At 55.5% G+C, this 26,729-nt stretch carries 22 protein-coding genes and 2 pseudogenes; 18 read left to right on the top strand and 6 right to left on the bottom strand.

What is annotated here, in order from left to right; all coding sequences use genetic code 11:
* Nucleotides 1-15 precede the first annotated feature (15 nt).
* From dapF to K6K13_RS22055, 8 genes are all read left to right on the top strand, one after another.
* Entirely contained in the window at nt 16-840 is an 825-nt protein-coding gene (dapF, locus tag K6K13_RS22090) for a diaminopimelate epimerase (RefSeq protein WP_222158863.1), read from the top strand.
* Nucleotides 837-1,541: a DUF484 domain-containing protein gene (locus K6K13_RS22085; protein ID WP_222158862.1), complete on the top strand. Its 705-nt coding sequence runs from the start codon at nt 837-839 to the stop codon at nt 1,539-1,541. The genes dapF and K6K13_RS22085 overlap by 4 nt, the downstream gene beginning before the upstream one ends.
* Complete coding sequence (gene xerC, locus K6K13_RS22080) at nt 1,538-2,455, top strand: tyrosine recombinase XerC (RefSeq protein WP_222158861.1); 918 nt, start codon at nt 1,538-1,540, stop codon at nt 2,453-2,455. The genes K6K13_RS22085 and xerC overlap by 4 nt, the downstream gene beginning before the upstream one ends.
* Nucleotides 2,455-3,171, top strand: a complete 717-nt coding sequence (gene yigB / locus K6K13_RS22075; protein ID WP_222161224.1) for a 5-amino-6-(5-phospho-D-ribitylamino)uracil phosphatase YigB — start codon at nt 2,455-2,457, stop codon at nt 3,169-3,171. Before xerC ends, yigB begins: the two co-directional genes overlap by 1 nt.
* 83 nt (nt 3,172-3,254) lie before the next feature.
* Nucleotides 3,255-5,417, top strand: a complete 2,163-nt coding sequence (uvrD, locus tag K6K13_RS22070; RefSeq protein WP_222158860.1) for a DNA helicase II — start codon at nt 3,255-3,257, stop codon at nt 5,415-5,417.
* A 47-nt stretch (nt 5,418-5,464) separates the two neighbouring features.
* Nucleotides 5,465-6,211: a cyclase family protein gene (locus tag K6K13_RS22065; protein ID WP_222158859.1), complete on the top strand. Its 747-nt coding sequence runs from the start codon at nt 5,465-5,467 to the stop codon at nt 6,209-6,211.
* Nucleotides 6,212-6,604: 393 nt separating this feature from the next.
* Nucleotides 6,605-7,555 (top strand): magnesium/cobalt transporter CorA, encoded by a 951-nt coding sequence (gene corA, locus K6K13_RS22060; RefSeq protein WP_222158858.1) that lies wholly within the window; start codon nt 6,605-6,607, stop codon nt 7,553-7,555.
* Nucleotides 7,556-7,843: 288 nt separating this feature from the next.
* On the top strand, nt 7,844-8,902 hold the full coding sequence (locus K6K13_RS22055) for an AbrB family transcriptional regulator (protein WP_222158857.1): 1,059 nt from the start codon (nt 7,844-7,846) through the stop codon (nt 8,900-8,902).
* Here the strand turns inward: K6K13_RS22055 and rarD are convergent.
* Both rarD and K6K13_RS22045 read right to left on the bottom strand, forming a co-directional pair.
* Nucleotides 8,873-9,781, bottom strand: a complete 909-nt coding sequence (rarD, locus tag K6K13_RS22050; protein WP_222158856.1) for an EamA family transporter RarD — start codon at nt 9,779-9,781, stop codon at nt 8,873-8,875. The genes K6K13_RS22055 and rarD overlap by 30 nt on opposite strands.
* A 146-nt stretch (nt 9,782-9,927) precedes the next feature.
* The gene (locus K6K13_RS22045) at nt 9,928-10,434 is read right to left on the bottom strand and encodes a thioesterase family protein (protein WP_434064589.1); all 507 of its coding nucleotides are present in this window, start codon (nt 10,432-10,434) and stop codon (nt 9,928-9,930) included.
* 330 nt (nt 10,435-10,764) lie between these two features.
* Between K6K13_RS22045 and pldA the strand changes: the two are divergent.
* The 3 genes and pseudogenes from pldA (at nt 10,765) to rhtC (ending at nt 14,251) form a co-directional block, all read left to right on the top strand.
* Nucleotides 10,765-11,631: pseudogene (gene pldA / locus K6K13_RS22040) on the top strand (phospholipase A).
* A gap of 128 nt (nt 11,632-11,759) precedes the next feature.
* On the top strand, nt 11,760-13,592 hold the full coding sequence (gene recQ / locus K6K13_RS22035; protein ID WP_222158855.1) for an ATP-dependent DNA helicase RecQ: 1,833 nt from the start codon (nt 11,760-11,762) through the stop codon (nt 13,590-13,592).
* Between the two features lie 41 nt (nt 13,593-13,633).
* Entirely contained in the window at nt 13,634-14,251 is a 618-nt protein-coding gene (gene rhtC / locus K6K13_RS22030) for a threonine export protein RhtC (RefSeq protein ID WP_222161222.1), read from the top strand.
* 60 nt (nt 14,252-14,311) lie between these two features.
* Here the strand turns inward: rhtC and rhtB are convergent, their stop codons facing one another.
* On the bottom strand, nt 14,312-14,932 hold the full coding sequence (gene rhtB, locus K6K13_RS22025) for a homoserine/homoserine lactone efflux protein (protein WP_222158854.1): 621 nt from the start codon (nt 14,930-14,932) through the stop codon (nt 14,312-14,314).
* 209 nt (nt 14,933-15,141) lie between these two features.
* On the opposite strand from rhtB, the gene pldB reads away from it, so the two are divergent.
* Together pldB and yigL are read left to right on the top strand one after the other, a co-directional pair.
* Nucleotides 15,142-16,152: a lysophospholipase L2 gene (gene pldB, locus K6K13_RS22020; RefSeq protein WP_222158853.1), complete on the top strand. Its 1,011-nt coding sequence runs from the start codon at nt 15,142-15,144 to the stop codon at nt 16,150-16,152.
* A gap of 51 nt (nt 16,153-16,203) precedes the next feature.
* A complete protein-coding gene (yigL, locus tag K6K13_RS22015) occupies nt 16,204-17,010 on the top strand; it encodes a sugar/pyridoxal phosphate phosphatase YigL (RefSeq protein WP_222158852.1) in 807 nt (268 codons plus the stop codon).
* Nucleotides 17,011-17,058: 48 nt separating this feature from the next.
* Here yigL and glpT read toward each other — a convergent pair whose 3' ends face one another.
* Nucleotides 17,059-18,408 (bottom strand): glycerol-3-phosphate transporter, encoded by a 1,350-nt coding sequence (glpT, locus tag K6K13_RS22010; RefSeq protein WP_222158851.1) that lies wholly within the window; start codon nt 18,406-18,408, stop codon nt 17,059-17,061.
* 311 nt (nt 18,409-18,719) lie between these two features.
* Between glpT and glpA the strand changes: the two genes are divergently transcribed.
* The 4 genes from glpA to K6K13_RS21990 all read left to right on the top strand — a co-directional run bounded on the left by glpA (nt 18,720) and on the right by K6K13_RS21990 (nt 23,795).
* Nucleotides 18,720-20,375 carry an anaerobic glycerol-3-phosphate dehydrogenase subunit A gene (gene glpA / locus K6K13_RS22005; protein WP_222158850.1) on the top strand — a complete coding sequence of 552 codons (1,656 nt, stop codon included), beginning with the start codon at nt 18,720-18,722 and terminating at the stop codon, nt 20,373-20,375.
* Entirely contained in the window at nt 20,365-21,627 is a 1,263-nt protein-coding gene (gene glpB, locus K6K13_RS22000) for a glycerol-3-phosphate dehydrogenase subunit GlpB (protein ID WP_222158849.1), read from the top strand. Before glpA ends, glpB begins: the two co-directional genes overlap by 11 nt.
* A complete protein-coding gene (gene glpC, locus K6K13_RS21995; protein ID WP_222158848.1) occupies nt 21,624-22,826 on the top strand; it encodes an anaerobic glycerol-3-phosphate dehydrogenase subunit GlpC in 1,203 nt (400 codons plus the stop codon). Before glpB ends, glpC begins: the two co-directional genes overlap by 4 nt.
* A gap of 273 nt (nt 22,827-23,099) precedes the next feature.
* Nucleotides 23,100-23,795, top strand: coding sequence for a pirin family protein (locus tag K6K13_RS21990; protein ID WP_222158847.1), 696 nt, complete (start codon nt 23,100-23,102; stop codon nt 23,793-23,795).
* A 43-nt stretch (nt 23,796-23,838) separates the two neighbouring features.
* Here K6K13_RS21990 and K6K13_RS21980 read toward each other — a convergent pair.
* Together K6K13_RS21980 and K6K13_RS21975 are read right to left on the bottom strand one after the other, a co-directional pair.
* A pseudogene (locus K6K13_RS21980) lies at nt 23,839-24,426 on the bottom strand (carbapenem self-resistance protein CarG family protein).
* 55 nt (nt 24,427-24,481) lie between these two features.
* On the bottom strand, nt 24,482-25,075 hold the full coding sequence (locus tag K6K13_RS21975) for a YhgN family NAAT transporter (protein WP_222158844.1): 594 nt from the start codon (nt 25,073-25,075) through the stop codon (nt 24,482-24,484).
* Between the two features lie 550 nt (nt 25,076-25,625).
* Here K6K13_RS21975 and asd point away from each other — a divergent pair.
* Nucleotides 25,626-26,729: an aspartate-semialdehyde dehydrogenase gene (gene asd / locus K6K13_RS21970; RefSeq protein ID WP_222158843.1), complete on the top strand. Its 1,104-nt coding sequence runs from the start codon at nt 25,626-25,628 to the stop codon at nt 26,727-26,729.

The raw sequence follows: 26,729 nt of genomic DNA, 5'->3' as shown, positions 1-26,729 counted from the left end.
AGCGGAGTCAGTATAATGCAGTTCGCTAAAATGCACGGTTTGGGCAATGATTTTATGGTTGTCGATGCCGTTACACAAAATGTCTATTTCTCGCCGGAGTTGATCCGCCGTTTGTCGGATCGCCATCGCGGGGTGGGGTTTGATCAACTGCTGGTGGTTGAGCCACCCTACGATCCTGAGCTGGATTTTCACTACCGCATTTTCAATGCGGATGGCAGTGAAGTGGCCCAGTGCGGTAACGGCGCGCGCTGTTTCGCCCGTTTCGTGCGAATCAAAGGGCTGACCAACAAGCGCGAGATTGCGGTGAGTACCCATACCGGGCGCATGGTGCTCAGCGTCACGGATGATGAGCTGGTGCGGGTGAACATGGGCGAGCCGGATTTTGAACCGCAGCGCGTGCCGTTTCGGGCCGCCAAAGCGGAGAAAACCTATATCCTGCGCGCTAACGATCATACGGTGCTGTGCGGCGTGGTCTCAATGGGCAACCCCCACTGTGTGATTCAGGTTGACGATGTTGATACCGCCAATGTGGACACCCTTGGCCCGGTGCTGGAAAGCCACGAGCGTTTTCCTGAGCGCGTCAACGTCGGGTTTATGCAGATTGTTGATCGTAGCCACATACGCCTTCGGGTATATGAGCGCGGCGCGGGTGAAACGCAGGCCTGTGGCAGCGGTGCCTGTGCCGCCGTGGCGGTGGGCATTCAGCAAGGACTATTGGCGGATGAGGTTCGCGTCTCGTTACCGGGGGGCGATCTGGATATCCATTGGAAAGGAGTCGGGCATCCGCTTTATATGACCGGTCCTGCCACCCATGTCTATGATGGACTTATTCATTTATGAAGCAGGTCGAGGAACAGGCAGAACGCCAGAACGCACTGAGTGACGAACTGATTTTGCAGTTCCTGCAACAGAACCCTGATTTCTTTATCCGCAATGCGCGGCAGGTTGAGCAAATGCACATTCCGCACCCGGTGCGGGGAACTGTCTCGCTGGTTGAGTGGCAGTTAGCGCGTCAACGGCACCACATCGCGCAGTTGGAAGAAGAGATCACCTTGCTGATGGAGCAGGCGCGTGGCAACGAAGTGTTGTTCCGTCGTCTGCTGGCGTTACAGACCGATTTGTCTGCGGCTACCGGCCTGCATGACTTGCTTGAACGCCTACAGCACTGGGCGCGCCAACAAGAGTTGGTTGGCGCGGATATCCGCCTGTTCAGTGACAAATGGCGCATCAGCGCGCCTTCGCGTTTTACGCATTTGGCGCTGTCGCGTTCGTTGTTTGAACCGTTGCGCATACAACGTCTGCGTGACCGTAACCACTATCTTGGTAGCCTGAACGGGCCCGAGTTGCTGTTACTGCTGCCGCAGGCGCGGCAGGTGGGTTCTGTGGCGCTGTCGCTTCTGGGAAAACACGACGCGCTGGGCGTGGTGATTTTCAGCAGTCGTGACAGCCATCACTATCAAGACGGCATGGGCACCGTGCTGCTGCAACACTTGGCCAACCTGCTGCCGGATATGCTGGCACGCTGGGTTGAACGGGTATGAGCGCCCCCGCGCTGCCTTCGCCACTGTTGACCTCGGTCGCCGCGTTTTTACGTTATTTGAAAGCGGAACGCCAACTCAGCCCGCTGACGCAGGAAAATTACTGCCGCCAACTGGGCGCCATTGCCGCCATGCTGGATGAAATGGGCATCACCGAATGGCGTTCACTGGATGCCGCGGGCGTGCGCTCGGTGGCCGCTCGCAGCAAACGCGGCGGGTTGCAAGCGGCAAGTCTGGCGCTGCGTCTTTCGGCACTACGCAGTTTTCTTGATTGGCAGGTCGCGCAAGGGGCGTTAACCGCCAACCCGGCTCGCGGCATTTCTGCGCCCAAAGCGGGTCGGCATTTGCCGAAAAACATGGATGTGGATGAAGTAAATCGCCTGCTGGAGATCGATCTTAACGATCCGCTTGCGGTGCGCGATCGTGCCATGCTGGAAGTGATGTACGGTGCCGGTTTGCGTTTGGCAGAATTGGTCGGCATGGAGTGTCGTCACGTCGATTTGGACGGCGGCGAAGTGTGGGTCGTGGGTAAGGGCAGCAAAGAGCGCAAGCTGCCGCTGGGACGCACCGCCGTGCACTGGCTGCGCGAGTGGCTGGAACGGCGTGAGCTGTTTGGCCCGGAAGATGATGCCATCTTCATTACCCGGCAGGGCAAACGTATTTCGATGCGCAACGTGCAAAAGCGTTTTGCCGAATGGGGGATCAAGCAGGGGCTGAACAGCCACGTCCATCCGCATAAGCTACGTCACTCTTTTGCCACCCATATGTTGGAATCGAGTGGTGACCTGCGCGCGGTGCAGGAGCTGCTGGGGCATGCCAATCTTTCTACCACGCAAATTTATACCCATTTGGATTTTCAGCATTTGGCGACGGTGTACGATGCCGCACATCCGCGTGCCAAACGAGGGAAGACATGATGCATTTTTACCGTCCACTGGCACCGATAGCCGCCATGACGTTTGATTTAGACGATACGCTGTACGATAAACGTGAAGTGATTCAACGCACACAGCTGGAATCGGTGCGCTTTCTGCAAGCCTTTCACCCGGCGCTGGGCGCGGTGCAGTCAAGCGATTTACAGCGTATTCGTGAAGCACTGCGTGAGCAAGAGCCCGAGATATACCATGATGTTACGGAGTGGCGTCGGCGGGCGGTAGAGCAACTGCTGCGTGAGGCGGGGCTTGATGCGGTGACGGCCAGCCGCGGAGCCGCGCAAGCGATGGCGAATTTTGCCCACTGGCGTAGCCAGATTACCCCGACGCAAGAAACCCATGATACGTTGCACGCCTTATCCGAGCGCTGGCCGCTGGTGGCGATTACCAATGGCAATGCCGATCCCAGCCGCTTCGGGTTGGATCGCTACTTTCGGTTTATCCTGCGCGCGGGGCCGGACGGTCGTGCCAAACCCTTTGGTGATATGTACCATCGGGCGGCGCAGGCGCTGGACGTAGCGCCGGAGCAGATTCTGCATGTGGGTGACGACTTGACCACCGACGTGGCCGGTGCGGTGCGTAATGGCTTGCAAGCGTGCTGGATTAACCTGCATCAAGGCAACCTGATGAAGATTGACGATGCGCGGTTATTGCCGCATGTGGAAATTTCACGGTTGGCATTGCTCACAACGCTGCTATAATTCTGCTAATTTAGCTGTATAAATCACCAGTGAAGTAAGTGCCCCTGGGGTTACTGCTTGTCTGTTAACGGATAACTGTACCGATGGACGTTTCTCAACTTCTTGATGGCCTGAACAATAAACAGCGCGATGTGGTTGCCGCGCCGCGCGGAAATCTTCTGGTACTGGCGGGCGCCGGAAGTGGCAAAACGCGGGTGCTGGTGCACCGTATCGCCTGGTTGACGTCCGTTGAGCAGTGTTCGCCCTATTCCATCATGGCGGTGACGTTCACCAATAAGGCGGCGGCGGAGATGCGCCACCGCATCGAGCATTTGATCGGCACCAGCCAGGGTGGCATGTGGATCGGTACTTTCCATGGTCTGGCGCACCGTCTGCTGCGAGCGCACCATCTTGATGCCGGTTTGCCGCAGGATTTTCAGATTTTGGACAGTGAAGATCAACTGCGTTTGCTCAAGCGCCTGATTCGGGCGCTGAATCTGGATGAGAAACAGTGGCCTGCGCGCCAGGCGATGTGGTACATCAACGGCAAGAAAGACGAAGGGCTACGCCCACAGCATATCGAAAGCTATGGCAATCCCGTTGAGCAGACCTGGCTCAAGGTGTATCAGGCCTATCAGGAAGCGTGCGATCGCGCCGGACTGGTCGATTTTGCCGAACTGCTGCTGCGCGCCCACGAACTGTGGTTGAACAAACCCCATATTCTCAGTCACTACCGCGAGCGCTTTACCAATATTCTGGTGGACGAATTTCAGGATACCAACCGTATTCAGTACGCCTGGATCCGCATGCTGGCGGGAGACAGCGCTAGCGTGATGATCGTCGGTGATGACGATCAGTCAATTTATGGCTGGCGCGGGGCGCAGGTGGAAAACATCCAGCTGTTTTTAAATGACTTCCCCAAAGCCGAAACCATTCGTCTGGAGCAGAACTATCGCTCCACCGGCACTATTCTTACCGCAGCCAATGCGCTGATTGCGCATAACGGCGGGCGGTTGGGTAAAAACCTGTGGACGGATGATGCGCAGGGGGACCCCATCTCCCTGTACTGCGCGTTTAACGAATTGGATGAAGCCCGTTTTGTGGTTAATCGCATCAAGGTGTGGCAGGAAAATGGCGGTGCACTCAAGGAAAACGCCATCCTGTATCGCAGCAACGCCCAATCGCGCGTGCTGGAAGAGGCCTTGCTGCAACAGAGCATGCCGTACCGGATTTATGGCGGCATGCGCTTCTTCGAGCGTCAGGAAATCAAAGACGCGCTTGCCTATTTGCGCCTGATTGCCAACCGCAATGATGATGCGGCGTTCGAGCGCGTGGTGAATACCCCAACGCGCGGTATCGGCGATCGCACCTTGGACGTGGTACGTCAGACCGCGCGCGATCGGCAGGTGACGCTGTGGCAATCCAGCCGCGTGCTGTTGCAGGAAAAAGCGCTGGCAGGGCGTGCTGCTTCTGCGTTGCAGCGCTTCATCGAGTTGGTGGAAGCACTGGCTTATGAAACGGCCGATCTGCCGCTGCACGTGCAAACCGATCGCGCTATCAAAGATTCCGGCTTGTGGCAGATGTACGAGCAGGAAAACGGCGAGAAAGGGCAAGCGCGGGTTGAAAACCTGGAGGAACTGGTGACGGCGACGCGCCAGTTCAGCTATCAGGAAGAGGATATGGACCTGATGCCGTTGCAGGCATTTCTCTCTCACGCGGCGCTGGAAGCGGGTGAAGGACAGGCCGATGCTTATCAGGATGCGGTACAACTGATGACGCTGCACTCCGCTAAAGGGCTGGAGTTTCCTCAGGTGTTTATCGTTGGCATGGAAGAGGGCATGTTCCCGAGCCAAATGTCGCTGGATGAGGGTGGACGTCTTGAAGAAGAGCGCCGTCTGGCCTATGTCGGCGTAACGCGCGCCATGCAGAAACTCACCCTGACCTATGCCGAAAGCCGGCGGTTGTACGGCAAAGAAACCTATCATCGCCCATCGCGTTTTGTTGGTGAACTGCCTGTTGAGTGCGTGGAGGAAGTGCGACTGCGTGCCAGCGTGTCTCGCCCGGTCAACCACCAACGCTTGGGGACACCGGTGAGCCAAAGTGATAGCGGCTATGCCTTGGGCCAGCGGGTGCGCCACGAGAAATTTGGTGAAGGGACCATCATCAATCTGGAAGGCAGCGGTGAGCATTGCCGTTTGCAGGTTGCTTTTCAGGGACAGGGTATCAAGTGGCTGGTCGCCGCCTATGCGCGGTTGGAGACGGTATAACACAGGCATCAACACTGTCGCATTCATGGAAAAGGAGAGCAACCGGGATGACGTTAGACGAGATAATCACGGCCCTGCGTGGCAAGAAATGGGTAGACCTGACGCACAGCGTAACGGAATCGATCCCGATCTTCAGCGCGTTTCCCGGTGTGCAGCGCAACACGCTGTATACGGTTGAGCAGGATGGTTTTTTTGCCCAGCAGCTCACCTTTGTGACCCAGACGGGGACGCACATTGATGCCCCTGCGCATTTTTCTCTGGGCAAACGCTGTCTGGAGGGGCTTGCCAACAAGGAGTTGCTGTTGCCGCTGCGCGTGATCCACAAGCAGGAGGCAGTGGCTCAGGATGCGGACTACCGTCTCGGCGTGCAGGACATTGTGGATTTCGAGCAACAATACGGTCAGATCCCATCGGGTTGCTTTGTGGCGTTCGCCAGCGGTTGGAGCACGCGCTGGCCGGATGCGCAGGCCTTTGCCAACAACGATACGCAAGGCAATAGCCACACGCCGGGCTGGTCCATCGAGGCATTGCGCTTTTTGTTTGAACAGCGCCAGATTGCTGCCGTCGGCCATGAAACGCTGGATACCGATGCCGCCGTCGATTTTCGTCGCAACAATGGGCTGATTGGCGAATTCTATGTGCTCGATCGCGATGCCTGGCAGGTCGAGGTGATGAACAATCTTGATCAGGTGCCTGCGGTTGGGGCGTATCTTCAGGTCAGCTTTCCCAATTTCGCCGGTACGCCGGGCTTTCCGGTACGGGCGATTGCTTACCTGCTCGACGATGAACGCTAAACGGCATTAAGGCGGCGTGGGAAAGTCATCTTCGCCGCATGAGCTTATCGTTCGACGCAGAATTGAACAATTCGTGCATCTTTTAACTGTCACAGTTTAAAAGTTGACAGGCTTTTTCATCTCGGCGTAAGATGCGCCCATCATTATTCCCGGAGGGCCCCGCCTTGGACACACCCAGTCGATACTGGCTCATTAATCAATTGATTACTAACCATTTCTAAGGCTCTCCGCTGTTATATCGGTAGCCCTGGTGGTTATCGGTGATGTTGTATCCCTCCGTCATCATATTGAGTCAGCACCGTCGGTTCGAAACCTGTTGGTGCCCTGTCATCACCGTTTCTGTGCTTCATCGCGTCCGTCTTTCTCTGTTATCGCACTAGGAGCACATGGCCTATGCTGAGCGCATTTAAACTGGATAACTGCCGTTTATCCCGTCTGGAACTGGACGACACCGATGATATCGCCGCCTCTGTGTGGGTGGATTTGGTCGAGCCTGAAGATGAAGAGCGTGAACTGGTGCAAAACCGGTTGGGGCAGAGCCTGGCAACGCGCCCTGAACTGGAAGATATCGAAGCATCGGCTCGTTTCTTCGAAGACGAAGACGGCCTGCATATCCACTCCTTTTTCTTCTTCGAAGACGCGGACGACCACGCTGGAAACTCCACTGTGGCATTCACCATTCGCGACGGGCGTTTGTATACGCTGCGTGAGCGCGAGTTACCGGCCTTTCGTCTGTACCGGATGCGTGCGCGCAACCAGACGTTGGTGGACGGTAACGCCTACGAACTGTTGCTCGATCTGTTTGAAACCAAGATTGAACAGCTGGCCGATGAAATCGAAAACATCTACAGCGATTTGGAATCACTCAGCCGCGTGATCATGGAAGGGCGTCAGGGTGAAGAGTACGACGAAGCACTCTCGACGCTGGCAGAATTGGAAGACGTGGGTTGGAAGGTGCGCCTGTGTTTGATGGATACCCAGCGTGCGTTGAATTTCCTGGTACGTCGCGCGCGCCTGCCAGGCGGGCAACTGGAACAGGCACGCGAGATCCTGCGCGATATCGAATCCCTGTTGCCGCACAATGAATCTCTGTTTCAGAAGGTCAACTTCCTGATGCAGGCGGCGATGGGCTTTATCAATATCGAGCAGAGCCGCATTATCAAGATCTTCTCGGTGGTATCCGTGGTGTTCCTGCCGCCGACGTTGGTGGCATCCAGCTATGGGATGAACTTTGAGTTTATGCCGGAACTGCACTGGTCGTTTGGTTATCCGGGGGCTATCGTGCTGATGATCCTGGCGGGATTGGCACCGTACCTCTACTTCAAGCGCAAAAACTGGCTGTAACCCTGGCGCTTGCGCTGGCCCGAAGGGTGAATCTCAGGAATGAGATTCATGAATCCCGATAAGCTGACTCAGGTAAGCGATTCGGGTGAAAAATCTGCCGGGAGCAGATTTTAACGCCGCGTGCGGTGACCTCGTAAGAGGTGAGGCCCAGGGATGGGCCGAATAACGAGTGCAGCCAACGCACAGGCCGCTCGAAGTATGACGGGTATGCGATCATTTCCATATTCAATAGTCCCCCTTCTGTTTAGAATGAAACCTCTACAGGTATTGTCATATCAGGTTGTCGCTATGGGAAGGGTTTCGCCCTTGGCGCAGTGGGGAGTGCTGCTGGTTGCTTCTCTGCTGCTGGGGTTGGTATTGCAGTGGTTCCATGTTCCGGCCGCGTTTCTGCTAGGGCCGATGATGGTGGGTGTCGTCATGGGGCTGAAAGGGGCGACGATCCGTATGCCTCCTGCCTATTTTTGGGCCGCTAATGCCATCCTTGGCTGTCTGGTAGCGCAAAGCCTTTCCCTCTCTATTTTAAGTCCGCTGTTACAGGAATGGCCGTTAGTGCTGGGCATTCTGGTAGCGACCCTTGCCGCCAGCGGTTTTTCTGGTTGGTTACTGGTCAAATTCAGCGCCTTGCCCGGCACCACCGGAGCCTGGGGCGCCTCACCCGGCGGAGCCTCGGCCATGGTCGCCATGTCGAGCGAATTTGGTGCCGACGTACGTCTGGTGGCGTTTATGCAATACCTGCGCGTGCTGATGGTGACAGCTGCCGCCGCCTTTGTGGCGCGCTTGAGCCTTGGCGAAACGGCCGCGCATAACACCGCCGCGCTGATCTGGTTTCCTGCTCTCGACTGGCGTTTTTTTGCCACACTCGGTGTGGCATGCTGCGGCATGCTGTTCGGGCGCTGGCTGCGCCTGCCGTCCGGTGCACTGCTGGGGCCGATGATCCTCGGCGCCGCGCTGCACTCGACGGGGACGCTGACGCTGCAAACGCCGGAATGGATACTGGCATTGGCCTATGCGTTCATCGGTTGGAGTGTGGGCTTAAGTTTTACCCGCCCGATTTTCCTGCTGGCGATTCGCACCTTGCCACAGATGATGGCCTCTATCGTCGGCCTGATGGTGCTGTGCGGAGGGATGGCTTACGGGGTAACGCTGTTGCTACCGGTGGATATCCTTACCGCCTATCTGGCGACCAGCCCCGGCGGACTGGACTCCATTGCGGTTATAGCAGCGGGTAGCAACGTTGACATGGCCTTTGTGATTGCGATGCAAACCCTGAGGCTGTTTTCGACGCTGCTGTTTAGTCCGGTGTTGTCACGCTACATCTCACGCCACACGGCGCTGAACGCGACGTAATTTCCGCTGGGCGATGAGGGCATCGATGATAAACAGCGCCAGCGCCGCCCAGATAAAGCCAAATGCCACCATTTTGTCGCTGCCGAGCGGTTCGCCATAGAGCGTAACCGCGATGATAAACATCAGCGTTGGGCCGAGGTACTGGAAGAATCCGAGTGTAGACAGGCGCATTCTTACGGCGGCAGCGGTGAAAAACAGCAGCGGCACGGTGGTCACGATGCCTGCGCTGACCAGCAGCAGATTGAGCGTCGTACTGTTATTACCAAGGTGGCTGCTCGGGGTATCAGCGATAAAAAACAGATAGATAATTGCCGCAGGCAGCAGCCACAGGGTTTCAATCAGCATACCGGTCTGGCCGTCTACGCCGAGTTTTTTGCGCAACAGGCCATAGACAGCGAAGCTAAAGGCCAGCGCCAAAGCAATCACTGGCACCGAGCCAAACTGCCAGAGCTGAATCAACACGCCGCTGAAAGCCAACAGTACCGCACACCATTGCAGGCGGCGGAAACGCTCGCCGAGAAAAATCATTCCCAGCATCACGTTAACCAATGGGTTAATAAAATAGCCCAGGCTGGCTTCCAGAATGTGATTGTGGTTTACCGCCCAAATGTAGAGCAGCCAGTTACCCCCCACCAGCACGGCGGTCAGCGCCAGCAACAACAGCGTTTTGGGTGATCCCATGACGTGCTGTACCTGACGCCATTTGCGACTGACACTCACCAACACCAGCATAAAGAGAAACGACCAGATAATCCGGTGTGTAAGAATTTCTGTGGCAGGCACCGCGCCAATCAGCTTGAAGTAGACGGGGGCAATACCCCAAATGAAATAGGCACCAAGGGCGAATAACACACCCTGGCGTGATTGCTGTTCATTCATGTGGAAGGCTTACTCAACGGACTGAAGAGGGAGTACTGTACGCGAAACCGCAGTGACTTTCATCTTCTCCTCCCGTTTTGGTGCTTCGTTGGGGTAAATTCGGATTTCTCGTTTTTATATATCGTGATCCTGCGAATAATTCGCCGTTATCCGACAATATAAGTGGCTGTAGCGGTGGCGATATGTACCTGTGCCTCATTGTGCAACTCGGCGCGCGCCACGGCAATTTTATTGCCGCCACGCAGCAGCGTGCTGGTCAGCGTAAAGTGCTCGCCGCGGCCCGGGCGCAGATAGTCCACGCGCAGATCGATGGTGCCCATGCGCGCCAGCCGCTGGTGAAATTCCTGAGCGCTGATGCTATTGTGCCGTAACAGCGCGCTGCCGACGCAGACCAGTCCGGCGGCCACATCCAGCCCGGCGGCGATCACACCGCCGTGGAGAATTTTTTGCAGCGCATTACCCACCAATCGCTCCTGACGATCAAACACCAGAATGGCATGGTCGGCCTCAAACTCACGCAGCTCAAGCCCCAGTTCCCGGTTGAAGGGCATCTGATAGATGAAAATGTCGCTGACGCGCTGGCGCACGCTCCCTTGCGGCAGCATGGCATCAGGGGGAAGTGTGTCATCCTGTTGTACCCGCGGTAGTGACATAGCGATCGGCCCTCAGTAACGTTCGGAACAGAGAATAAGGATAGTTTAACGTTAAATTTTTGTTTTTTTTATGAGGTGTTTCTGTTTCTTTTCAGAAAAGCATGAATAAGTAGGAAGTGGATGATTCAATTACAGATTATGAAGCTAGAATAATAACGAGCGTGTCTATATCCGTCATACTTCACGTTGCTGATGCGTTGGCTGCACTCATCCACCCGAATCACTTACCTGAGTAAGCTCATCGGGATTCATTCGATTGCCGCCTTTCCGTAACTCGAATTATTTAGGGTATACATTTTTCCTTACTTTCATGTTGGTTGGAGATACCGTATGCGCAAAATTGCGGGCGTAGTGGCGCTCTTGTTGGCGGCACAAGTTCAGGCAGAAGAAGCAAAGGTTCAGGTTGTACACGACAGACCCGCAGTGCGTGGCAGCATTATTGCCAATTTGCTGCAAGACCACGATAACCCTTTTATCCTTTATCCTTACGAAAGCAACTATCTGCTTTATACCTATACCACCAACATCAACAAGCAGGCGATCAGCAGTTACGACTGGGCTAAGGAAGCGCGCAAGGATGAAGTGAATTTCCAGTTGAGTCTGGCCTTCCCCATCTGGCGCGGTATCATGGGCGAGAATTAGCTGTTGGGCGTGTCTTATACTCAGCAATCCTGGTGGCAGATGTCGAATGCCGATGAATCCTCACCGTTTCGTGAAACCAACTATGAACCGCAGATATTTCTTGGCTGGGCGACCGATTACAGCCTGGGCGGATGGACATTGCGTGATGTGGAAGTGGGGCTGAATCACCAATCCAACGGCAAGGCAGATCCAACCTCACGCAGTTGGGATCGCGCCTATATGCGCCTGATGGCGCAAAACGGCAACTGGAAGGCCGACCTCAAACCTTGGTTCCTGATCCCCGACCGCAAGGATGACAACCCGGATATCACCAAATACCTGGGGTATTATCGGGTTCGTGTCGGCTACGTGTGGGGCGACAGCATTTTCAGTGTCGCGGGTCATTACAACTGGAACAGCGGTTACGGCAACGCAGAGTTGGGGTGGAGCTACCCGATAACCAAGCATGTTCGCTTCTATACCAAGGTGTTTAGCGGCTACGGCGAGTCAATGATCGACTATAACCACCGGCAGACGCGTTACGGTGTCGGTGTGATGTTGAACGATATCTTTTGAGGCGCGTTTTCAGAAAAAATAATTCTCGTGGTCAAAAGATTGCAGTTTTTATCACAGGCGCTGAAAATAGCGCCTGTTTGATTTTATCGGCCACGGGCTGATGTGATGCAAAGAGGATCGGGGAACGCGTGTCTACGGCGGAAGTGTTAAATAAGGAAGCGTTAGCGGCTCAGGTTCTACGCGATACGTTCGGTTATCAGCAATTCCGTCCCGGTCAGGATGCGGTCATTCAGGCTGCGGTTAACGGTCAGGATTGTCTGGTGATCATGCCGACCGGGGGCGGGAAATCGCTGTGCTACCAGATTCCGGCATTGGTGTTGGATGGCCTGACGCTGGTGGTGTCTCCGCTGATCTCTTTGATGAAAGACCAGGTGGATCAGCTTCTTGCCTACGGCGTGACGGCCGCCTGCCTGAACTCGACCCAGACCCGTGAGCAGCAGTGGGACGTGATGACCCGCTGTCGCAGCGGTGACATCAAGCTGCTGTATATCGCGCCGGAGCGTTTAACCACGGACAGCTTTTTTGACCAGCTTGCCCAGTGGAATCCGGCACTGATTGCCATCGACGAAGCGCACTGTATCTCCCAGTGGGGGCATGATTTCCGCCCAGAATACCGCGCCCTTGGGCAAATCAAACAGCGTTTCCCCACGCTGCCAGTGGTTGCCTTAACGGCCACCGCCGACGACGCGACGCGCAGTGATATTGTGCGTCTGCTTGATCTGCGCGAACCGCATATTCATCTGAGCAGCTTCGATCGGCCCAATATCCGCTACACGCTGGTGGAAAAATTCAAACCGCTCGATCAACTGTGGATGTTTGTGCAGGGGCAGCGGGGTAAAAGCGGCATTATTTATTGTAACAGCCGGGCGAAGGTCGAGGATATCAGCGCGCGTCTGCAAAACCGTGGTCTCAGCGTGGCGGCCTATCATGCCGGTTTGGACAACGAGCGGCGCGCGCAGGTACAGGAAGCGTTCTTGCGTGACGATTTGCAGGTGGTGGTAGCCACTGTCGCCTTTGGGATGGGCATCAACAAACCCAACGTGCGCTTTGTGGTGCACTTTGATATCCCGCGCACGATCGAATCCTACTATCAAGAGACCGGGCGCGCCGGGCGTGATGGCCTGCCTGCGGAAGCCGCGCTGTTTTACGATCCTGCCGACATGGCGTGGTTGCGCCGCTGTCTTGAGGAAAAACCGCCGGGCCCACAGCAAGAAATTGAACGGCACAAGTTGAACGCGATGGGGGCGTTCGCGGAGGCGCAAACCTGCCGGCGCTTGGTGCTGCTTAACTATTTTGGTGAAGGGCGACACGCCCCCTGCGGTAACTGTGACATCTGCCTCGATCCGCCTAAGCGTTATGATGGTCTGGTGGATGCGCAAAAGGCGCTCTCCTGCGTATACCGAGTGGGGCAGCGCTTCGGCCTGGGCTATGTGGTGGAGGTGCTGCGCGGAGCCAATAACCAGCGTATTCGCGAATGGGGTCACGACAAGTTGCCAGTATACGGCATTGGCCGTGAGCAATCGCATGAGCATTGGGTCAGCGTGCTGCGCCAACTGATTCACCTGGGGTTCCTCACGCAAAATATTGCATTGCACTCAGCGGTACAGCTTACCGAATCGGCCCGTCCGGTGCTGCGCGGTGAGATACCGTTACAGTTGGCGGTGCCGCGCGTGGTTAACCTGAAACCGAAAGCGAACCAAAAATCGTATACTGGGCTTTACGATCGCAAGCTGTTTGCCAAACTGCGCAAATTACGCAAAGCCATTGCTGATGAGGGCGATATCCCGCCTTATGTGGTGTTCAGTGATGCCACGCTGCTGGAAATGGCCGATCGCTTGCCGGTGACAGCAAGCGAATTACTGACGATTAACGGCGTCGGGCAGCGTAAACTGGAGCGGTTTGGTACGCCATTTATGTCGCTGATCCGTGAGCATCTGGACGATGGCGAGGATGTGCGCTGATTGGACTTGAATTTCTAGACTCTGTGGTAAAAAAGGAAAATATCATGATGTTGTTTTTGACCGTGGCGATGGTGCATTTCGTGGCATTGATGAGCCCGGGGCCGGATTTCTTCTTTGTTTCCCAGACGGCGGCGAGTCGCTCGCGCAAAGAAGCGATGATGGGCGTGCTGGGGGTTTCTCTGGGTGTCATGGTGTGGGCGGCCATTGCGTTGATGGGTTTGCACCTGTTACTGCAAAAAATGGCGTGGTTGCATGATGCCATTACCATCGGCGGTGGATTGTATCTGTGCTGGATGGTATGGCACATGTTGCGTGCAGCGCGCCGCAAAGGGGAGGCGCAAACGGTTGAAACGGTAGAACTGCCTTCGAAAGGGAAAACCTTTATGCGCGGTCTGCTGACCAATCTGGCCAACCCGAAAGCGCTGATCTATTTCGGCAGCGTATTCTCTCTGTTTGTCGGCGACAGCGTAGGCACCAGCGAGCGCTGGGGGCTGTTTACGTTAATCTCACTGGAAACGCTGCTGTGGTTTAGCCTGGTGGCAATGGTGTTTGCTTTGCCTGCGATGCGTCGCGGCTATCAGCGTTTGGCTAAGTGGATCGACGGTCTGGCTGGGGTGCTGTTTACCGGTTTTGGGCTGCATCTGATTATTTCGCGTTAAGCCCGTGGTGTAGCACGTCCGCTGTTTTTTCCTCGCCGCCGGTTGGCGGCGAGTGACGGATTATACCTTACGCGCCGTTGCCAGTAGCGCGCCGACCAGCATAAACAACGAGCCAAACAGCCGGTTGAGCAGGCGGATTTGGCGCGGTCCTTTCAGCCATACCGCAATACGAGTGGCGAGCGTGGCATAACCGATCATCACCACGATATCGACCGCCACGGTGGTCACGCCTAAAATCAGATACTGAGCGACCTGCGGTTGGTGCGGCACGATAAACTGTGGGAACAGCGCCGCCAGAAAAACAATACTTTTCGGGTTGGTGAGGTTGACCAGCACGGCGCGACGAAACAGTTGGCGGCGTGGCAGGGTACCCGCCAGCGCATGCAGATCGAGTGAACCAGCGGCGCGCCATTGCTGGATGCCGAGCCAGATCAGATAAGCGGCACCGAGCCATTTCAGAATGTCAAAAGCCAGCAGCGATTGCGATAGCAGCGCGCCAAGACCGATACCCACCAATACGATATGGATAGCCAGCCCGACTTGCAGCCCGGCGATGGATGCCGCCGCTCCGCGATAGCCGTGACTGATGGCGGTACTCATGGTGTTAATCGCCCCCGACCCCGGAGAAAGGCTGAGAATAAGCGTTGTGAGAAGATAGGTTAACCACCAGTCGAGGGTCATAGCTGCTTCCTGATTGCATGTTGTTGCGTTGTTTGCGATGGCATTGCTGACGACGGTATTGTTTGCCGATGTGTTACGTGGTTAAACATTACGACCGAATGTGCCACAATACGCCATTGCTGATTGTTGTGCCAGCGATCACAAAACTCTCTTGTGGACACCTGCATTGCAGGTGTTTAGCGCGGTGCCGTGCATCAAGGAGAAACGCGATGTCACCCGAAATTTCCGGTCTTTTGTTAAGAGAAAAACAGTTTTCTGCTTTTGTCACCGGCACGCTGTTGGATTTCTGGCGTCAGCGTGAGGAGGGCGAATTTCCCGGCGTTGACGATGTGCCGATCCGCTTTGTGCGCTTTACCGCGCCACAGCACTCGCGTTTGGTGGTGGTGTTTCCTGGCCGCATTGAAAGCTATGTAAAGTATGGTGAAGTCGCCTACTATTTGTTCCAGGCGGGTTATGATGTGCTGATCATGGATCATCGCGGCCAAGGGCGCTCCGGGCGGATGCTTGAAGACGGCAATCGTGGCCATGTGGTACGCTTTGGCGATTACGTCGACGATGTCGAACAATTCTGGTTGCACCATGTGGATGCGGTGAAAACGGCCGAACCTGAGCGTTACAAGCGCTGTTTTGCGCTTGCCCACTCAATGGGCGGTGCGATCCTGGGGCATTTTTTGGCACGTCGGCCGGATGCATTCGATGCCGCGGTTCTATGTGCACCCATGTGTGGCATTAAATTGCCGATGCCGGGCTGGCTGGCCTCACGCATTGTTGCCTGGGCGGAGCTGCATCCGCGCATTCGCGATTATTATGCTATCGGCACCGGTCAATGGCGTCCGCTGCCTTATTTGATCAACGTGTTAACGCACAGCCGCGAGCGTTACCGCCGCAGCGTGCGCGCCTATGCTGATGAACCTGGCCTGCGCGTTGGTGGCCCGACCTATCATTGGATGCGGGAATCGATGGCCGCCGGGCGCGAACTGATGGCCTTGGCGGCGCACATTACCACCCCCTTGCTGCTGCTTCAGGCGCAGGAAGATATCGTGGTGGATAATCACAGTCAGGATGCGTTTTGTCAGGCGTTGGCTGAAGCGGGACACCCCTGTGCTGGCGGTACTCCGGTAGTGATAGCGGGGGCTCGCCATGAACTGTTATTCGAAGAAGATGGGATTCGGGCGCAGGTGTTTACCCATATTCTCAATCATTTTGCACAATATCCGTAAATGTTGCGGCCGACGCCGCGCCATTCCCCTTAAAGGTGAGAGTTCTCTGTTATGTATCACGTCGTTGCTTCCGATTTAGATGGCACGCTGCTGTCGCCAGACCACACGCTGTCTCCGTTAGCCAAAGAGACCCTGAAACTGCTGACTGCACAGGGCATCCACTTTGTGTTTGCCACCGGGCGGCATCATCTGGATGTGGCGCAGATTCGTGACGGACTGGGCATCAGCGCCTTTATGATCACCTCTAACGGCGCGCGCGTGCACAACACCCAGGGAGCGTTGATTTTCAGCCACAATCTGGATCAGGACATCGCACACGATCTCTACGGTATGGTGTACCACAACCCGGAGATGCTGACGCACGTCTACCGCGACGATGAATGGTTTATGAGCCGCTCCCGCCCGGAAGAGGAACGCTTTTTTCAGGAGTCGGTATTCAAATACAAACTGTTCGAACCGGGTCTGCTCGGCACCGACGGTGTGAGCAAAGTGTTCTTCACCTGTGACAGTCACGAGAAGCTGCTGCCGTTGGAAGAGGCAATCAATGCGCGCTGGGGCGATCGGGTTAACGTGAGCTTTTCCACGCTGAGCTGCCTGGAAGTGATGGCGGGCGGCGTATCAAAAGGCCATGCGTTGGAGCAAGTCGCCAAGCTGATGGGCCATACTCTGACATCGTGCATTGCGTTTGGCGATGGCATGAACGATTTTGAAATGCTGTCGATGGCCGGTAAAGGATGCATTATGCGCAATGCGCATCAGCGCCTGAAAGATTTACTGCCGCAGTTGGAGGTTATTGGCAGCAACGCAGAGGATGCGGTAGCGCAGGTGCTGCGTCGTTTGTTTCTCTCTGCGGAGTGACGGTGTTGCTGGCGGCCAAGGCCGCCAGCAGACAGAGGAATCTCGCGATTAGGCGCGTTTTTCCATTTCTGCCTTATGTTTCTTCTCATTAACCATGACAATAAACAGCAGCAGCACTGCGATGACGCTGCCGCCGATCATCACCATAAAGCCGCCGTCCCAGCCGAAGAAATCAACGGTGTAGCCAACAATGGCGCTGGCCGCAACGGACCCGCCGAGGTAACCGAACAGGCCGGTAAAGCCTGCTGCCGTGCCCGCCGCTTTTTTCGGTGCCAATTCCAACGCATGCAGACCGATCAGCATGACTGGGCCGTAAATCAGGAAGCCGATCACGATCATACAGGCCATATCGATGCCAGGGTTGCCGGCAGGGTTCAGCCAGTAAACCACGGTGGCGATGGTGACCAGTGTCATAAAGAACACCCCAGTGGCACCACGGTTGCCCTTGAACACCTTGTCAGACATCCAACCGCAAATCAGCGTGCCGGGGATCCCTGCATATTCGTACAGGAAGTAAGCCCAAGAGGATTTGTCCAACGCGAAGTGCTTCACTTCTTTCAGGTAGGTCGGTGACCAGTCGAGAATACCGTAACGCAGCAGGTAGACGAACACGTTAGCGATCGCGATATACCATAGCAGTTTGTTCGGGAACACGTACTGCATGAAGATCTCTTTTGCCGTCAGCTCCTTTTCTGAGGTTTCGGTGTAATCCGCAGGATAGTCATTTTTGTATTCTTCAATCGGCAGCAGGCCGCAGGATTGCGGGGTATCGCGCATCATCACGAAGGCAAACACCGCAATCAGGATCGCACCGAATGCCGGCATGTAGAGTGCCGCTCTCCAGTCATGGAACCAGGCCATCCCCAGCAGGAACAGTAACGGCGGGATGCCGCCCCCCACGTTGTGGGCGCAGTTCCAGACAGAAACAATACCGCCGCGCTCTTTCTGCGACCACCAGTGCACCATGGTACGTCCGCACGGCGGCCACCCCATGCCCTGGAACCAGCCGCACAGGAACAGCAGCACAAACATGATGGCGATGCTTGACGTTGCCCAAGGCACAAAGCCCATAAACAGCATCACTGCCGCGGCCAGAATCAACCCAGCGGGTAAGAATACGCGCGGGTTGGAACGGTCGGAGATGGAGCCCATGATAAATTTGGAAAAACCATAGGCGATAGAAATCCCTGACAACGCAAAGCCAAGGTCGCCGCGAGAGAACCCCTGTTCAATCAGGTACGGCATGGCGAGTGCGAAGTTTTTTCTTACCAGATAGTAAGCGGCATAACCGAAAAAGATCCCAAAAAAAATCTGCCAGCGCAGACGACGGTATAGCGGGTCGACCCGATCGTCGCTCACTCTGGGCTGGTGCTGGGCGGGTTTAAAGATACTCAGCATAACGTTCTCCAATACGCTTAAAAGCGATAATTATTTTGTGCTAAATCGCGCGTATGGTACCGAAATGGCGCAGGGTTTCAATGTGAGCCACCGCTAAAATGTTACATTTTTATGATGGTCGTGCAATTATTGTGCTTTGCTTAACAAAATGCTCCCCTATAGACCTCATATTGGTGTGACTTTTATCGCGAAACGGTTACATACTCGGTTCGTTATTTTCGTTTTTTGCTCGAATTTGCTCTTTATCAATCATTTTTTTTCTTTTCTGTGTCTGAATACCCTTAATGAAGATCCGGAAAGGTGACACCATCATGGAAAACAGCACAGCCTACCGCGAAACCGACGTTATCGTGATTGGCGGCGGCGCAACTGGCGCGGGAACCTTGCGTGACCTGGCACTCAGGGGACTGCGTTGCCTGCTGCTGGAGCGCTTTGACATCGCAACAGGGGCGACCGGGCGTAACCACGGGTTGCTGCACAGCGGGTCGCGTTATGCGGTAACCGACAGTGAATCCGCACGCGAATGTATTGAAGAAAACCAGATTTTACGCCGTATCGCCCGGCACTGTGTGGAACCTACTGACGGCCTGTTCCTGACATTGCCCGAAGACGATCTGGCCTATCAATCCCAGTTTATCGCGGCCTGCCATCAGGCGGGTATCAATGCGCAGGCGATTGATCCGCAGGAAGCGCTGCGCCTCGAGCCTGCTGCCAACCCGCAGCTGATTGGAGCGGTACGCGTGCCGGATGGCTCCGTTGATCCCTTTCGCCTCACCACTGCCAATATGGTGGATGCCTGTGAACACGGGGCGGAAGTATTGACCTATCACGAAGTGCTGGGACTGATACGGCAGGGCGATCGTGTCACCGGCGTGCGCGTTTTCGACCATAAACAACAACGCACTCTCGATCTCTACGCACAAGTGGTGATTAACGCCGCCGGCATTTGGGGACAGCGCATTGCCGAATATGTGGATCTGCGCGTGCGCATGTTCCCTGCCAAAGGCGCATTGCTGATTCTCGGCCACCGTATCAACAATATGGTGATCAACCGCTGCCGTAAGCCTGCCGATGCCGACATTTTGGTGCCAGGTGACACCATTTCGCTGATCGGCACTACCTCAACCCGCGTGGACTATGACCAGATAGACAACATGTCCGTCACGCCGCAAGAAGTCGAGATCCTGATGCGTGAAGGGGCGAAACTGGCTCCGATGATGGCGCAAACGCGCATTTTGCGTGCCTATGCGGGCGTGCGTCCGCTGGTGGCCAGCGACAATGACCCGAGTGGGCGCAGCGTAAGCCGCGGCATTGTGCTGCTTGACCACGCCAGCCGTGATGGGCTGGAAGGGTTTGTCACCATCACTGGCGGCAAATTAATGACGTATCGCCTGATTGCGGAGTGGGTCACCGACAAGGTGTGTGAAAAGCTGGGGCACAGTGCGCGCTGTACCACCGCAGAGCGGCCACTGCCCGGTTCAGCCAGTGAATCGGCGGCGCAACCCGCAACCGCAATGTCAGGCACACGCGCGTTTTCTGCGCCGCTGCGCGGCTCCGCCATTTATCGCCATGGCGACCGCGCTGCGCGCGTGTTGTCTGGTGAGTACGCCGATAGCAGTCTGGTGTGTGAATGCGAAGCGGTGACGGCGGGTGAAGTGCGCTATGCCGTGGACGCACTCAAGGTCAACAACCTGATCGATCTGCGGCGGCGTACCCGTGTCGGAATGGGAACCTGCCAGGGCGAGCTTTGTGCGTGCCGTGCCGCCGGATTGCTGTGCAAGCTGGGGCAATCGACACCGCCGCAAGCGTTGGCACAGTTGAGCCAGTTTTTAAACGAGCGCTGGAAAGGCGTTCGCCCCATCGCATGGGGTAACGCGCTGCGTGAAAGCGAATTCACCAGTTGGGTGTATCAAGGCTTGTGTGGGCTGAGTATTGAAGATCAGCAGGAGGAACAACATGCGGTATGACGTCGTCATTATCGGTGGCGGGTTAGCCGGGCTCACCTGCGGTATTCGTTTATCAGAGCAAGGAAAACACTGCGCCATTGTCAGTTCAGGGCAAAGCGCCCTGCATTTTTCTTCAGGATCGCTGGATCTGCTGTCTTTTCTGCCGGATGGTGAGCCGGTTCACCAGCCCCTTGAAGCGCTGTCAGCGCTGGCAAGTCAGGCTCCTGAGCATCCCTATTCGCTAATGGGGGAAGCCGCCGTACGCCGTTGGGTGCCAGAAGCAGAGGCTTTATTGGCGCGCTGTGGCGCGACCATGACGGGCAGCCATCAGCATAACCACCTACGCTTGACGCCGCTCGGCAAATATCGCCCATGCTGGCTGAGTCCACCGGAAATTGTTACGCGGGAACAGGGTAAACCGCTGGCGTGGCGCGCCCCGCTGATTGTGGGCATTGAAGGCTTTCTGGATTTCCAATCCTCTATCGTAGCGGATGCGCTGCAAGCGCAGGGCATTGCGGCAAAGAGTGCCGATTTACGCCTGCCCGCGTTGGATCGTCTGCGCGGTAACCCCAGCGAGTTCCGCGCGATAAATATCGCCCGCGTGTTGGATCTGCCGGAAAACGCCAGCGCATTGCTGGCGGAATTGACGCGGTTGAGCGCTGATCACGATGCCGTCATTTTACCGGCTTGCCTGGGATTGGACACGCCGGATGCTGTGGCGATGCTGCAAAGCGCCTTGGGCAAACCCGTCAGTCTGTTGCCGACGCTCCCGCCGTCGTTACCGGGCGTTCGCTTGCATCAGGCGATGGTGCGCCGTTTTCGCCAATTGGGTGGCATGGTGATGCCGGGTGATAAAGTCGAGCGTGCCGTTCTGGGGGAAACAGAAAAGGCACTTTATACCCGTAATCACGTCGATATCCCGCTGCGGGCTCAGCAGGTGGTACTTGCCAGCGGCAGTTTCTTTAACAATGGGTTGGTGGCAGAGTTTGATCGCGTTGTAGAACCGGTATTTGGTCTTGATGTGCACTATGCCGCTCTACGTAGCGACTGGAGCCGGGAACAGGTGCTGGCACCTCAGCCGTATCGCCTGTTCGGTGTGGAAACCGACGAGAAGCTGCGTCCGCGTATCAAGGGCGTTACGGTGCCCGGTGTCTATGCGATTGGCGCGGTATTGGCAGGGTTTGACCCTCTGGCGCAGGGCTGTGGCGCGGGGGTATCTTTATTGAGCGCGTTGTCGGTTGCCGATACGTTGCTGCAAGGGGAGGTCGCATGAGCCTGCTCAATGACACCAGTTTTGATAACTGTATCAAGTGTACCGTGTGTACCACTTACTGCCCGGTTTCCCGGGTGAATCCGCTTTATCCGGGGCCGAAGCAGGCTGGGCCAGACGGTGAACGTCTGCGTCTGAAAGATCCGGCGCTGTATGACGAGGCGCTGAAATATTGCACCAACTGCAAACGCTGCGAAGTGGCCTGTCCGTCGGATGTAAAAATTGGCGATATCATTCAGCGCGCCAAAGCACGTTATAGTCCGCATCGCCCTTCGCTGCGTGACACCATCCTTAGTCATACCGACCTGATGGGAACGGTATCCACGCCGTTTGCGCCGTTAGTGAACGCGGCGACCGGGCTGAAACCGGTGCGCCAGTTGTTGGATAAAGCACTGAAAATTGACCACCGCCGTCAGCTGCCAAAATACTCGTTCGGCACTTTTCGTCGTTGGTATCGTCAACAAGCCGAAGCGCAAAAACAGTTTAGCGAGCAAATCGCCTATTTCCACGGCTGCTACGTTAACTACAACCATCCACAGTTGGGCAAAGATCTGATCCGTGTATTCAATGCGATGGGGATTGGTGTGCAACTGTTGGAGAAAGAGAAGTGCTGCGGCGTGCCGCTGATTGCTAACGGTTTTCATGCCAAGGCGAGAAAGCAGGCGCAACAAAACGTGGGCTATCTGGAAGGCGCGGTTCAGGGTAAAAATCTCACGGTGGTGGCGACGTCATCAAGCTGCACGGCGACGCTACGTGACGAATACCCGCATTTGCTGGGGGTCGATAACCATGCGGTGCGCGATAGCATTACGCTGGTGACGCGTGAGCTGTATCGCCTGTTAGAGCAAGGTAAAACGCTGCCGCTTAATCCGTTGCGTGTGGCTTATCACACGCCGTGCCATATGGAGAAAATGGGATGGACTTCCTACACGCTGGATTTACTGCGCCGCATTCCTGGATTGGAGCTGGTGGTGCTGGAATCCCAGTGCTGTGGTATCGCCGGAACCTACGGATTTAAAAAGGAAAACTACACCACTTCGCAGGGAATTGGCGCGCCGCTGTTCCGCCAGATAGAGGAGAGTGGGGTGGACATGGTGATCACGGACTGTGAAACCTGCAAATGGCAGGTAGAGATGTCGACCAGTAAACCGTGTGAGCACCCGATCACGTTATTAGCACGCGCTCTGGCGACGGAAAAATAATCCTTTACAGACGCGAATGATAATGATTATTATTGTCATGCATTCCAGAGAGACGCACGCATGTGTTTTCATGCGCTGACTGACTCGCTGTGAAGGCACGACATTGCTCACATTGCTTCCAGTGTTTATTTAGCCAGCTCGGGTGCTGGCTTTTTTTTGCCCCATCCTCACCACCTCTTTTAAATTTTTTGAACTGAGCGATGAGTTTTTTACGCTTTCTTATTCGCCGCCTCCCGGTAGACTTAACATAACGACAACATTTGTGGAGGCGATATGATTTATTTACGACAGGCGCAGGCGCGTGGCCATGCAAACCACGGTTGGCTGGATAGCTGGCACAGTTTCTCCTTTGCAGACTATTACGATCCCAACTTTATGGGGTTCTCAGCGTTACGCGTGATCAACGAGGACCGCATTGAAGGTGGGCAAGGGTTTGGTACTCACCCGCATAAAGACATGGAAATCCTGACGTATGTGCTGTCCGGCACGGTGGAACATCAGGACAGCATGGGAAACAAGGAGCAGATTCCGGCGGGTGAATTTCAGATCATGAGCGCAGGCACCGGGATCCGCCATTCGGAATACAATGCCAGTCAGGATGCGCTGTTGCATCTGTATCAGATTTGGATCATTCCGGAAAAAGCGGGTATCACGCCGCGTTATGAGCAACGACGCTTTGACGCACCGCAGGGCCGTCAACTGGTGTTATCACCCGATGCGCGCGACGGTTCGTTGAAGGTGTATCAGGACATGACGCTGTCGCGTTGGGCGCTGGAAGCGCAAGAACAGTCGGTATATCAGGTGCCGGCGGGCCGTCGCGTGTGGATTCAGGTGGTACGGGGCGAGGTGGAAATCAACGGTCAGGCAGCTGGCGAAAGCGATGCGCTGGCGGTATGGGACGAAGAAACCCTCTCGATACGCGCCACGCAACAGAGTGAAATCTTGCTGTTCGATCTGCCGCCGGTATAACGAATAACGGTGCGTACCCGTGACGCACCGTTTTTTGCGCTTCTCAGGGGGCCTCTGCGGGGAGCAACGTGCAGAGCGCCGTACTGTCGGTCAACACGCTATCGACATCTTCATAGGATTGCGTAGTGACAACGGTTTTCTCTTCATGCCAGGTATAGAGCGGCACACCGGGGTCGTCGAGGCTTTCCTGCAACACGTAACGTTGCAGTTTAACCGGTTGTATATCGGTTAAATCCTCTCCCACCTTCTACGCGGTGATTAAACGCACCCCTTGCGGATAGCGCACCAGTTGAAAATCGAAAATCTTCTGCCGCGATCCGGCAATGCGATAATCAAACCAGATAAAGGCGTCGCTGTTGGGGACGGGGACTAATGAATAACCGTCCGGGGTTTTGATGTAAAAGCTCAAGCTTCGGTTGGGGTGTGAGGTGTTGTTTTCGAAGGTGGCGAGTACCGCGAAATCCGCTGAGGTCGAGTGTGCCAGCGCCAGATTATTCACACCCGGTTGCAGAGGCACCAGACTTAACCCCGTGGGGCTTGAACCCGCCGTAGTCGGACAGGCGGCTATCGTTGTACCGCTGTAAAACAGCAGAGCGGCGAGGAGGCGCCGAGCGTTGGTAAGCAAAAACATAGCGGTGATTATCCCTTTCATGCCCACACTGGGCGAAAACCGGTTAGTAACCGTCTTATTTCATCAGGTAAGTGCGGATGCCATCGAGGAACATCTGGGTCGACAGCATGACCAGAATCAGTCCCATCAGTCGCTCCAACGCGGCAACGCCTTTCTCACCCAGCAAGCGTAAAAAGAGATCCGACATCAGCAAGATGATAAATGAAATCCCCCAGGCGATACCGAGTGCGAGTGTTAAATGCGGCAACTGATCCGGATATTGATGCGATAACAGCATCAGCGCGGCCAGAATAGACGGTCCGGCGACCAGTGGGATCGCCATCGGTACTAGAAAGGGTTCTTCCCCAGCGGGCAGCCCACTGCTGTTGCTTTCCTGCGATGGGAATATCATACGGATAGCGATTAAAAACAGCACAATGCCACCAGAAATCGAGACGGTTTCGGTACGCAGATTGAGGAACGCCAGAATACGTTCGCCCGCAAACAGAAAAATCAGCATCAGCCCAAGGGCGATCACCATCTCACGAATCAGCACCACGCGTCGGCGTTTCGGATCCAGATGTTTCAGTACCGACATAAAGATGGGCAAATTGCCCAATGGATCCATAATTAACAGCAACAGAATGGTTGCTGAGATCATTTCGCTCATGGTGGTGGTGGACTCCTGTTATCCCTTAAATAATGGCACCGCATTAGCCTCATTGCTGAAAAAGCCGGTGTCATCGAATAAATTCACTTGCGGCTTCTGATACATTTTGTAAGGTTGATATATCCGTCATACTTCTCGTTGCATGTGCGTTGGCTGCTGTCAGTCACCCGAATCACTTACCTGAGTAAGCGCATCGGGACGCCTTCTTTTGCCGCGTTACGAGACTCATGAATGAGTCTCGTCCGAAAGGGCCAGCGCAAGCGCTGTTCAAAACGTAAACGTTTTGTCCCGCAACGCGAATTATTTAGGGTATAGTCATCACGTTATGTAATATTTGCTGAGTTTGGTGATAAACCGATTTTTATTACCCCTCGCTCTGCCGTCATGATAGTCCTGCCGCCACGGTTTGCACGCGTTTGCGTGTGATAAACCTATTGTTCTGCAAGACATTCACTTGACGACAACAGGGTAACAGAGTGTGTGTCGGCCGTCAGTACTGCCTGTGTGGCAGTCCAAATTCTTTGTGTCATCCCAAGGCAGGATTGTTACCATGAAAAATGTTGGTTTTATCGGCTGGCGCGGTATGGTGGGTTCCGTTCTGATGCAGCGTATGCAGGAAGAGCGTGATTTTGACCTGATTCGTCCGGTGTTCTTTTCCACGTCACAACACGGCCAAGCTGCTCCGGTGCTGGGTGGACAGCAGGGCACGTTACAGGATGCCTACAATCTGGATGCACTGCGCGCGCTGGATATTATCATCACTTGCCAGGGCGGCGATTACACCAATGAGGTTTACCCGAAGCTGCGTGAAAGCGGCTGGCAGGGGTATTGGATCGATGCGGCTTCCTCGCTGCGTATGCGTGATGACGCCATCATCATCCTCGATCCGGTCAACCATGCGGTGATTAAACAGGGTTTGGACAGCGGCATTAAAACGTTCGTTGGCGGCAACTGTACCGTCAGCTTGATGCTGATGTCGCTGGGTGGCCTGTTTGCACACGATCTGGTGGAATGGGCCTCTGTGGCGACCTATCAGGCGGCATCTGGCGGCGGTGCGCGTCATATGCGCGAATTGTTGGTACAAATGGGTCTGCTGCACAATGATGTGGCGAAAGAGTTGCAGGACCCCGCCTCTGCTATTTTGGATATCGAGCGCAAAGTCACCGCGCTGACGCGCAGTGGCACGCTGCCGACCGACAATTTCGGTGTGCCGTTGGCGGGCAGTTTGATCCCGTGGATCGATAAACAACTGGATAACGGCCAGAGCCGCGAAGAGTGGAAAGGCCAGGCAGAAACCAACAAGATTCTCGGCACCCAGTCCGTGATCCCGGTGGATGGTTTGTGCGTCCGCGTCGGGGCGTTACGCTGCCACAGCCAGGCGTTCACGCTGAAACTGAAGAAAGATGTTCCGGTATCTGAAATCGAACAACTGCTGGCAACCCATAACGATTGGGTGAAAGTGGTGCCAAACGATCGCGAGATCTCCATGCGTGAATTGACGCCTGCCGCAGTAACCGGCACGCTTTCCACGCCGGTGGGGCGTCTGCGTAAACTGAACATGGGGCCGCAGTATCTCTCCGCCTTTACGGTTGGTGACCAACTGTTGTGGGGCGCGGCAGAACCGCTGCGCCGTATGCTGCGCATCCTGCTGTAG

The sequence above is a fragment of the Symbiopectobacterium purcellii genome (genome assembly GCF_019797845.1).
Taxonomy (GTDB): domain Bacteria; phylum Pseudomonadota; class Gammaproteobacteria; order Enterobacterales; family Enterobacteriaceae; genus Symbiopectobacterium; species Symbiopectobacterium purcellii.
Note: the sequence above shows the minus strand (reverse complement) of the source record. Positions and strands in the feature narration are given on the sequence as shown.

What these genes read in the sequence shown, in the direction of transcription:
- dapF (WP_222158863.1), top strand. Translation starts at nt 16, where the DNA reads ATGCAGTTCGCTAAAATGCACGGTTTGGGCAATGATTTTATGGTTGTC.
- K6K13_RS22085 (WP_222158862.1), top strand. Translation starts at nt 837, where the DNA reads ATGAAGCAGGTCGAGGAACAGGCAGAACGCCAGAACGCACTGAGTGAC.
- xerC (WP_222158861.1), top strand. Translation starts at nt 1,538, where the DNA reads ATGAGCGCCCCCGCGCTGCCTTCGCCACTGTTGACCTCGGTCGCCGCG.
- yigB (WP_222161224.1), top strand. Translation starts at nt 2,455, where the DNA reads ATGCATTTTTACCGTCCACTGGCACCGATAGCCGCCATGACGTTTGAT.
- uvrD (WP_222158860.1), top strand. Translation starts at nt 3,255, where the DNA reads ATGGACGTTTCTCAACTTCTTGATGGCCTGAACAATAAACAGCGCGAT.
- K6K13_RS22065 (WP_222158859.1), top strand. Translation starts at nt 5,465, where the DNA reads ATGACGTTAGACGAGATAATCACGGCCCTGCGTGGCAAGAAATGGGTA.
- corA (WP_222158858.1), top strand. Translation starts at nt 6,605, where the DNA reads ATGCTGAGCGCATTTAAACTGGATAACTGCCGTTTATCCCGTCTGGAA.
- K6K13_RS22055 (WP_222158857.1), top strand. Translation starts at nt 7,844, where the DNA reads ATGGGAAGGGTTTCGCCCTTGGCGCAGTGGGGAGTGCTGCTGGTTGCT.
- rarD (WP_222158856.1), bottom strand. Translation starts at nt 9,781, where the DNA reads ATGAATGAACAGCAATCACGCCAGGGTGTGTTATTCGCCCTTGGTGCC.
- K6K13_RS22045 (WP_434064589.1), bottom strand. Translation starts at nt 10,434, where the DNA reads ATGTCACTACCGCGGGTACAACAGGATGACACACTTCCCCCTGATGCC.
- rhtB (WP_222158854.1), bottom strand. Translation starts at nt 14,932, where the DNA reads ATGACCCTCGACTGGTGGTTAACCTATCTTCTCACAACGCTTATTCTC.
- pldB (WP_222158853.1), top strand. Translation starts at nt 15,142, where the DNA reads ATGTCACCCGAAATTTCCGGTCTTTTGTTAAGAGAAAAACAGTTTTCT.
- yigL (WP_222158852.1), top strand. Translation starts at nt 16,204, where the DNA reads ATGTATCACGTCGTTGCTTCCGATTTAGATGGCACGCTGCTGTCGCCA.
- glpT (WP_222158851.1), bottom strand. Translation starts at nt 18,408, where the DNA reads ATGCTGAGTATCTTTAAACCCGCCCAGCACCAGCCCAGAGTGAGCGAC.
- glpA (WP_222158850.1), top strand. Translation starts at nt 18,720, where the DNA reads ATGGAAAACAGCACAGCCTACCGCGAAACCGACGTTATCGTGATTGGC.
- glpB (WP_222158849.1), top strand. Translation starts at nt 20,365, where the DNA reads ATGCGGTATGACGTCGTCATTATCGGTGGCGGGTTAGCCGGGCTCACC.
- glpC (WP_222158848.1), top strand. Translation starts at nt 21,624, where the DNA reads ATGAGCCTGCTCAATGACACCAGTTTTGATAACTGTATCAAGTGTACC.
- K6K13_RS21990 (WP_222158847.1), top strand. Translation starts at nt 23,100, where the DNA reads ATGATTTATTTACGACAGGCGCAGGCGCGTGGCCATGCAAACCACGGT.
- K6K13_RS21975 (WP_222158844.1), bottom strand. Translation starts at nt 25,075, where the DNA reads ATGAGCGAAATGATCTCAGCAACCATTCTGTTGCTGTTAATTATGGAT.
- asd (WP_222158843.1), top strand. Translation starts at nt 25,626, where the DNA reads ATGAAAAATGTTGGTTTTATCGGCTGGCGCGGTATGGTGGGTTCCGTT.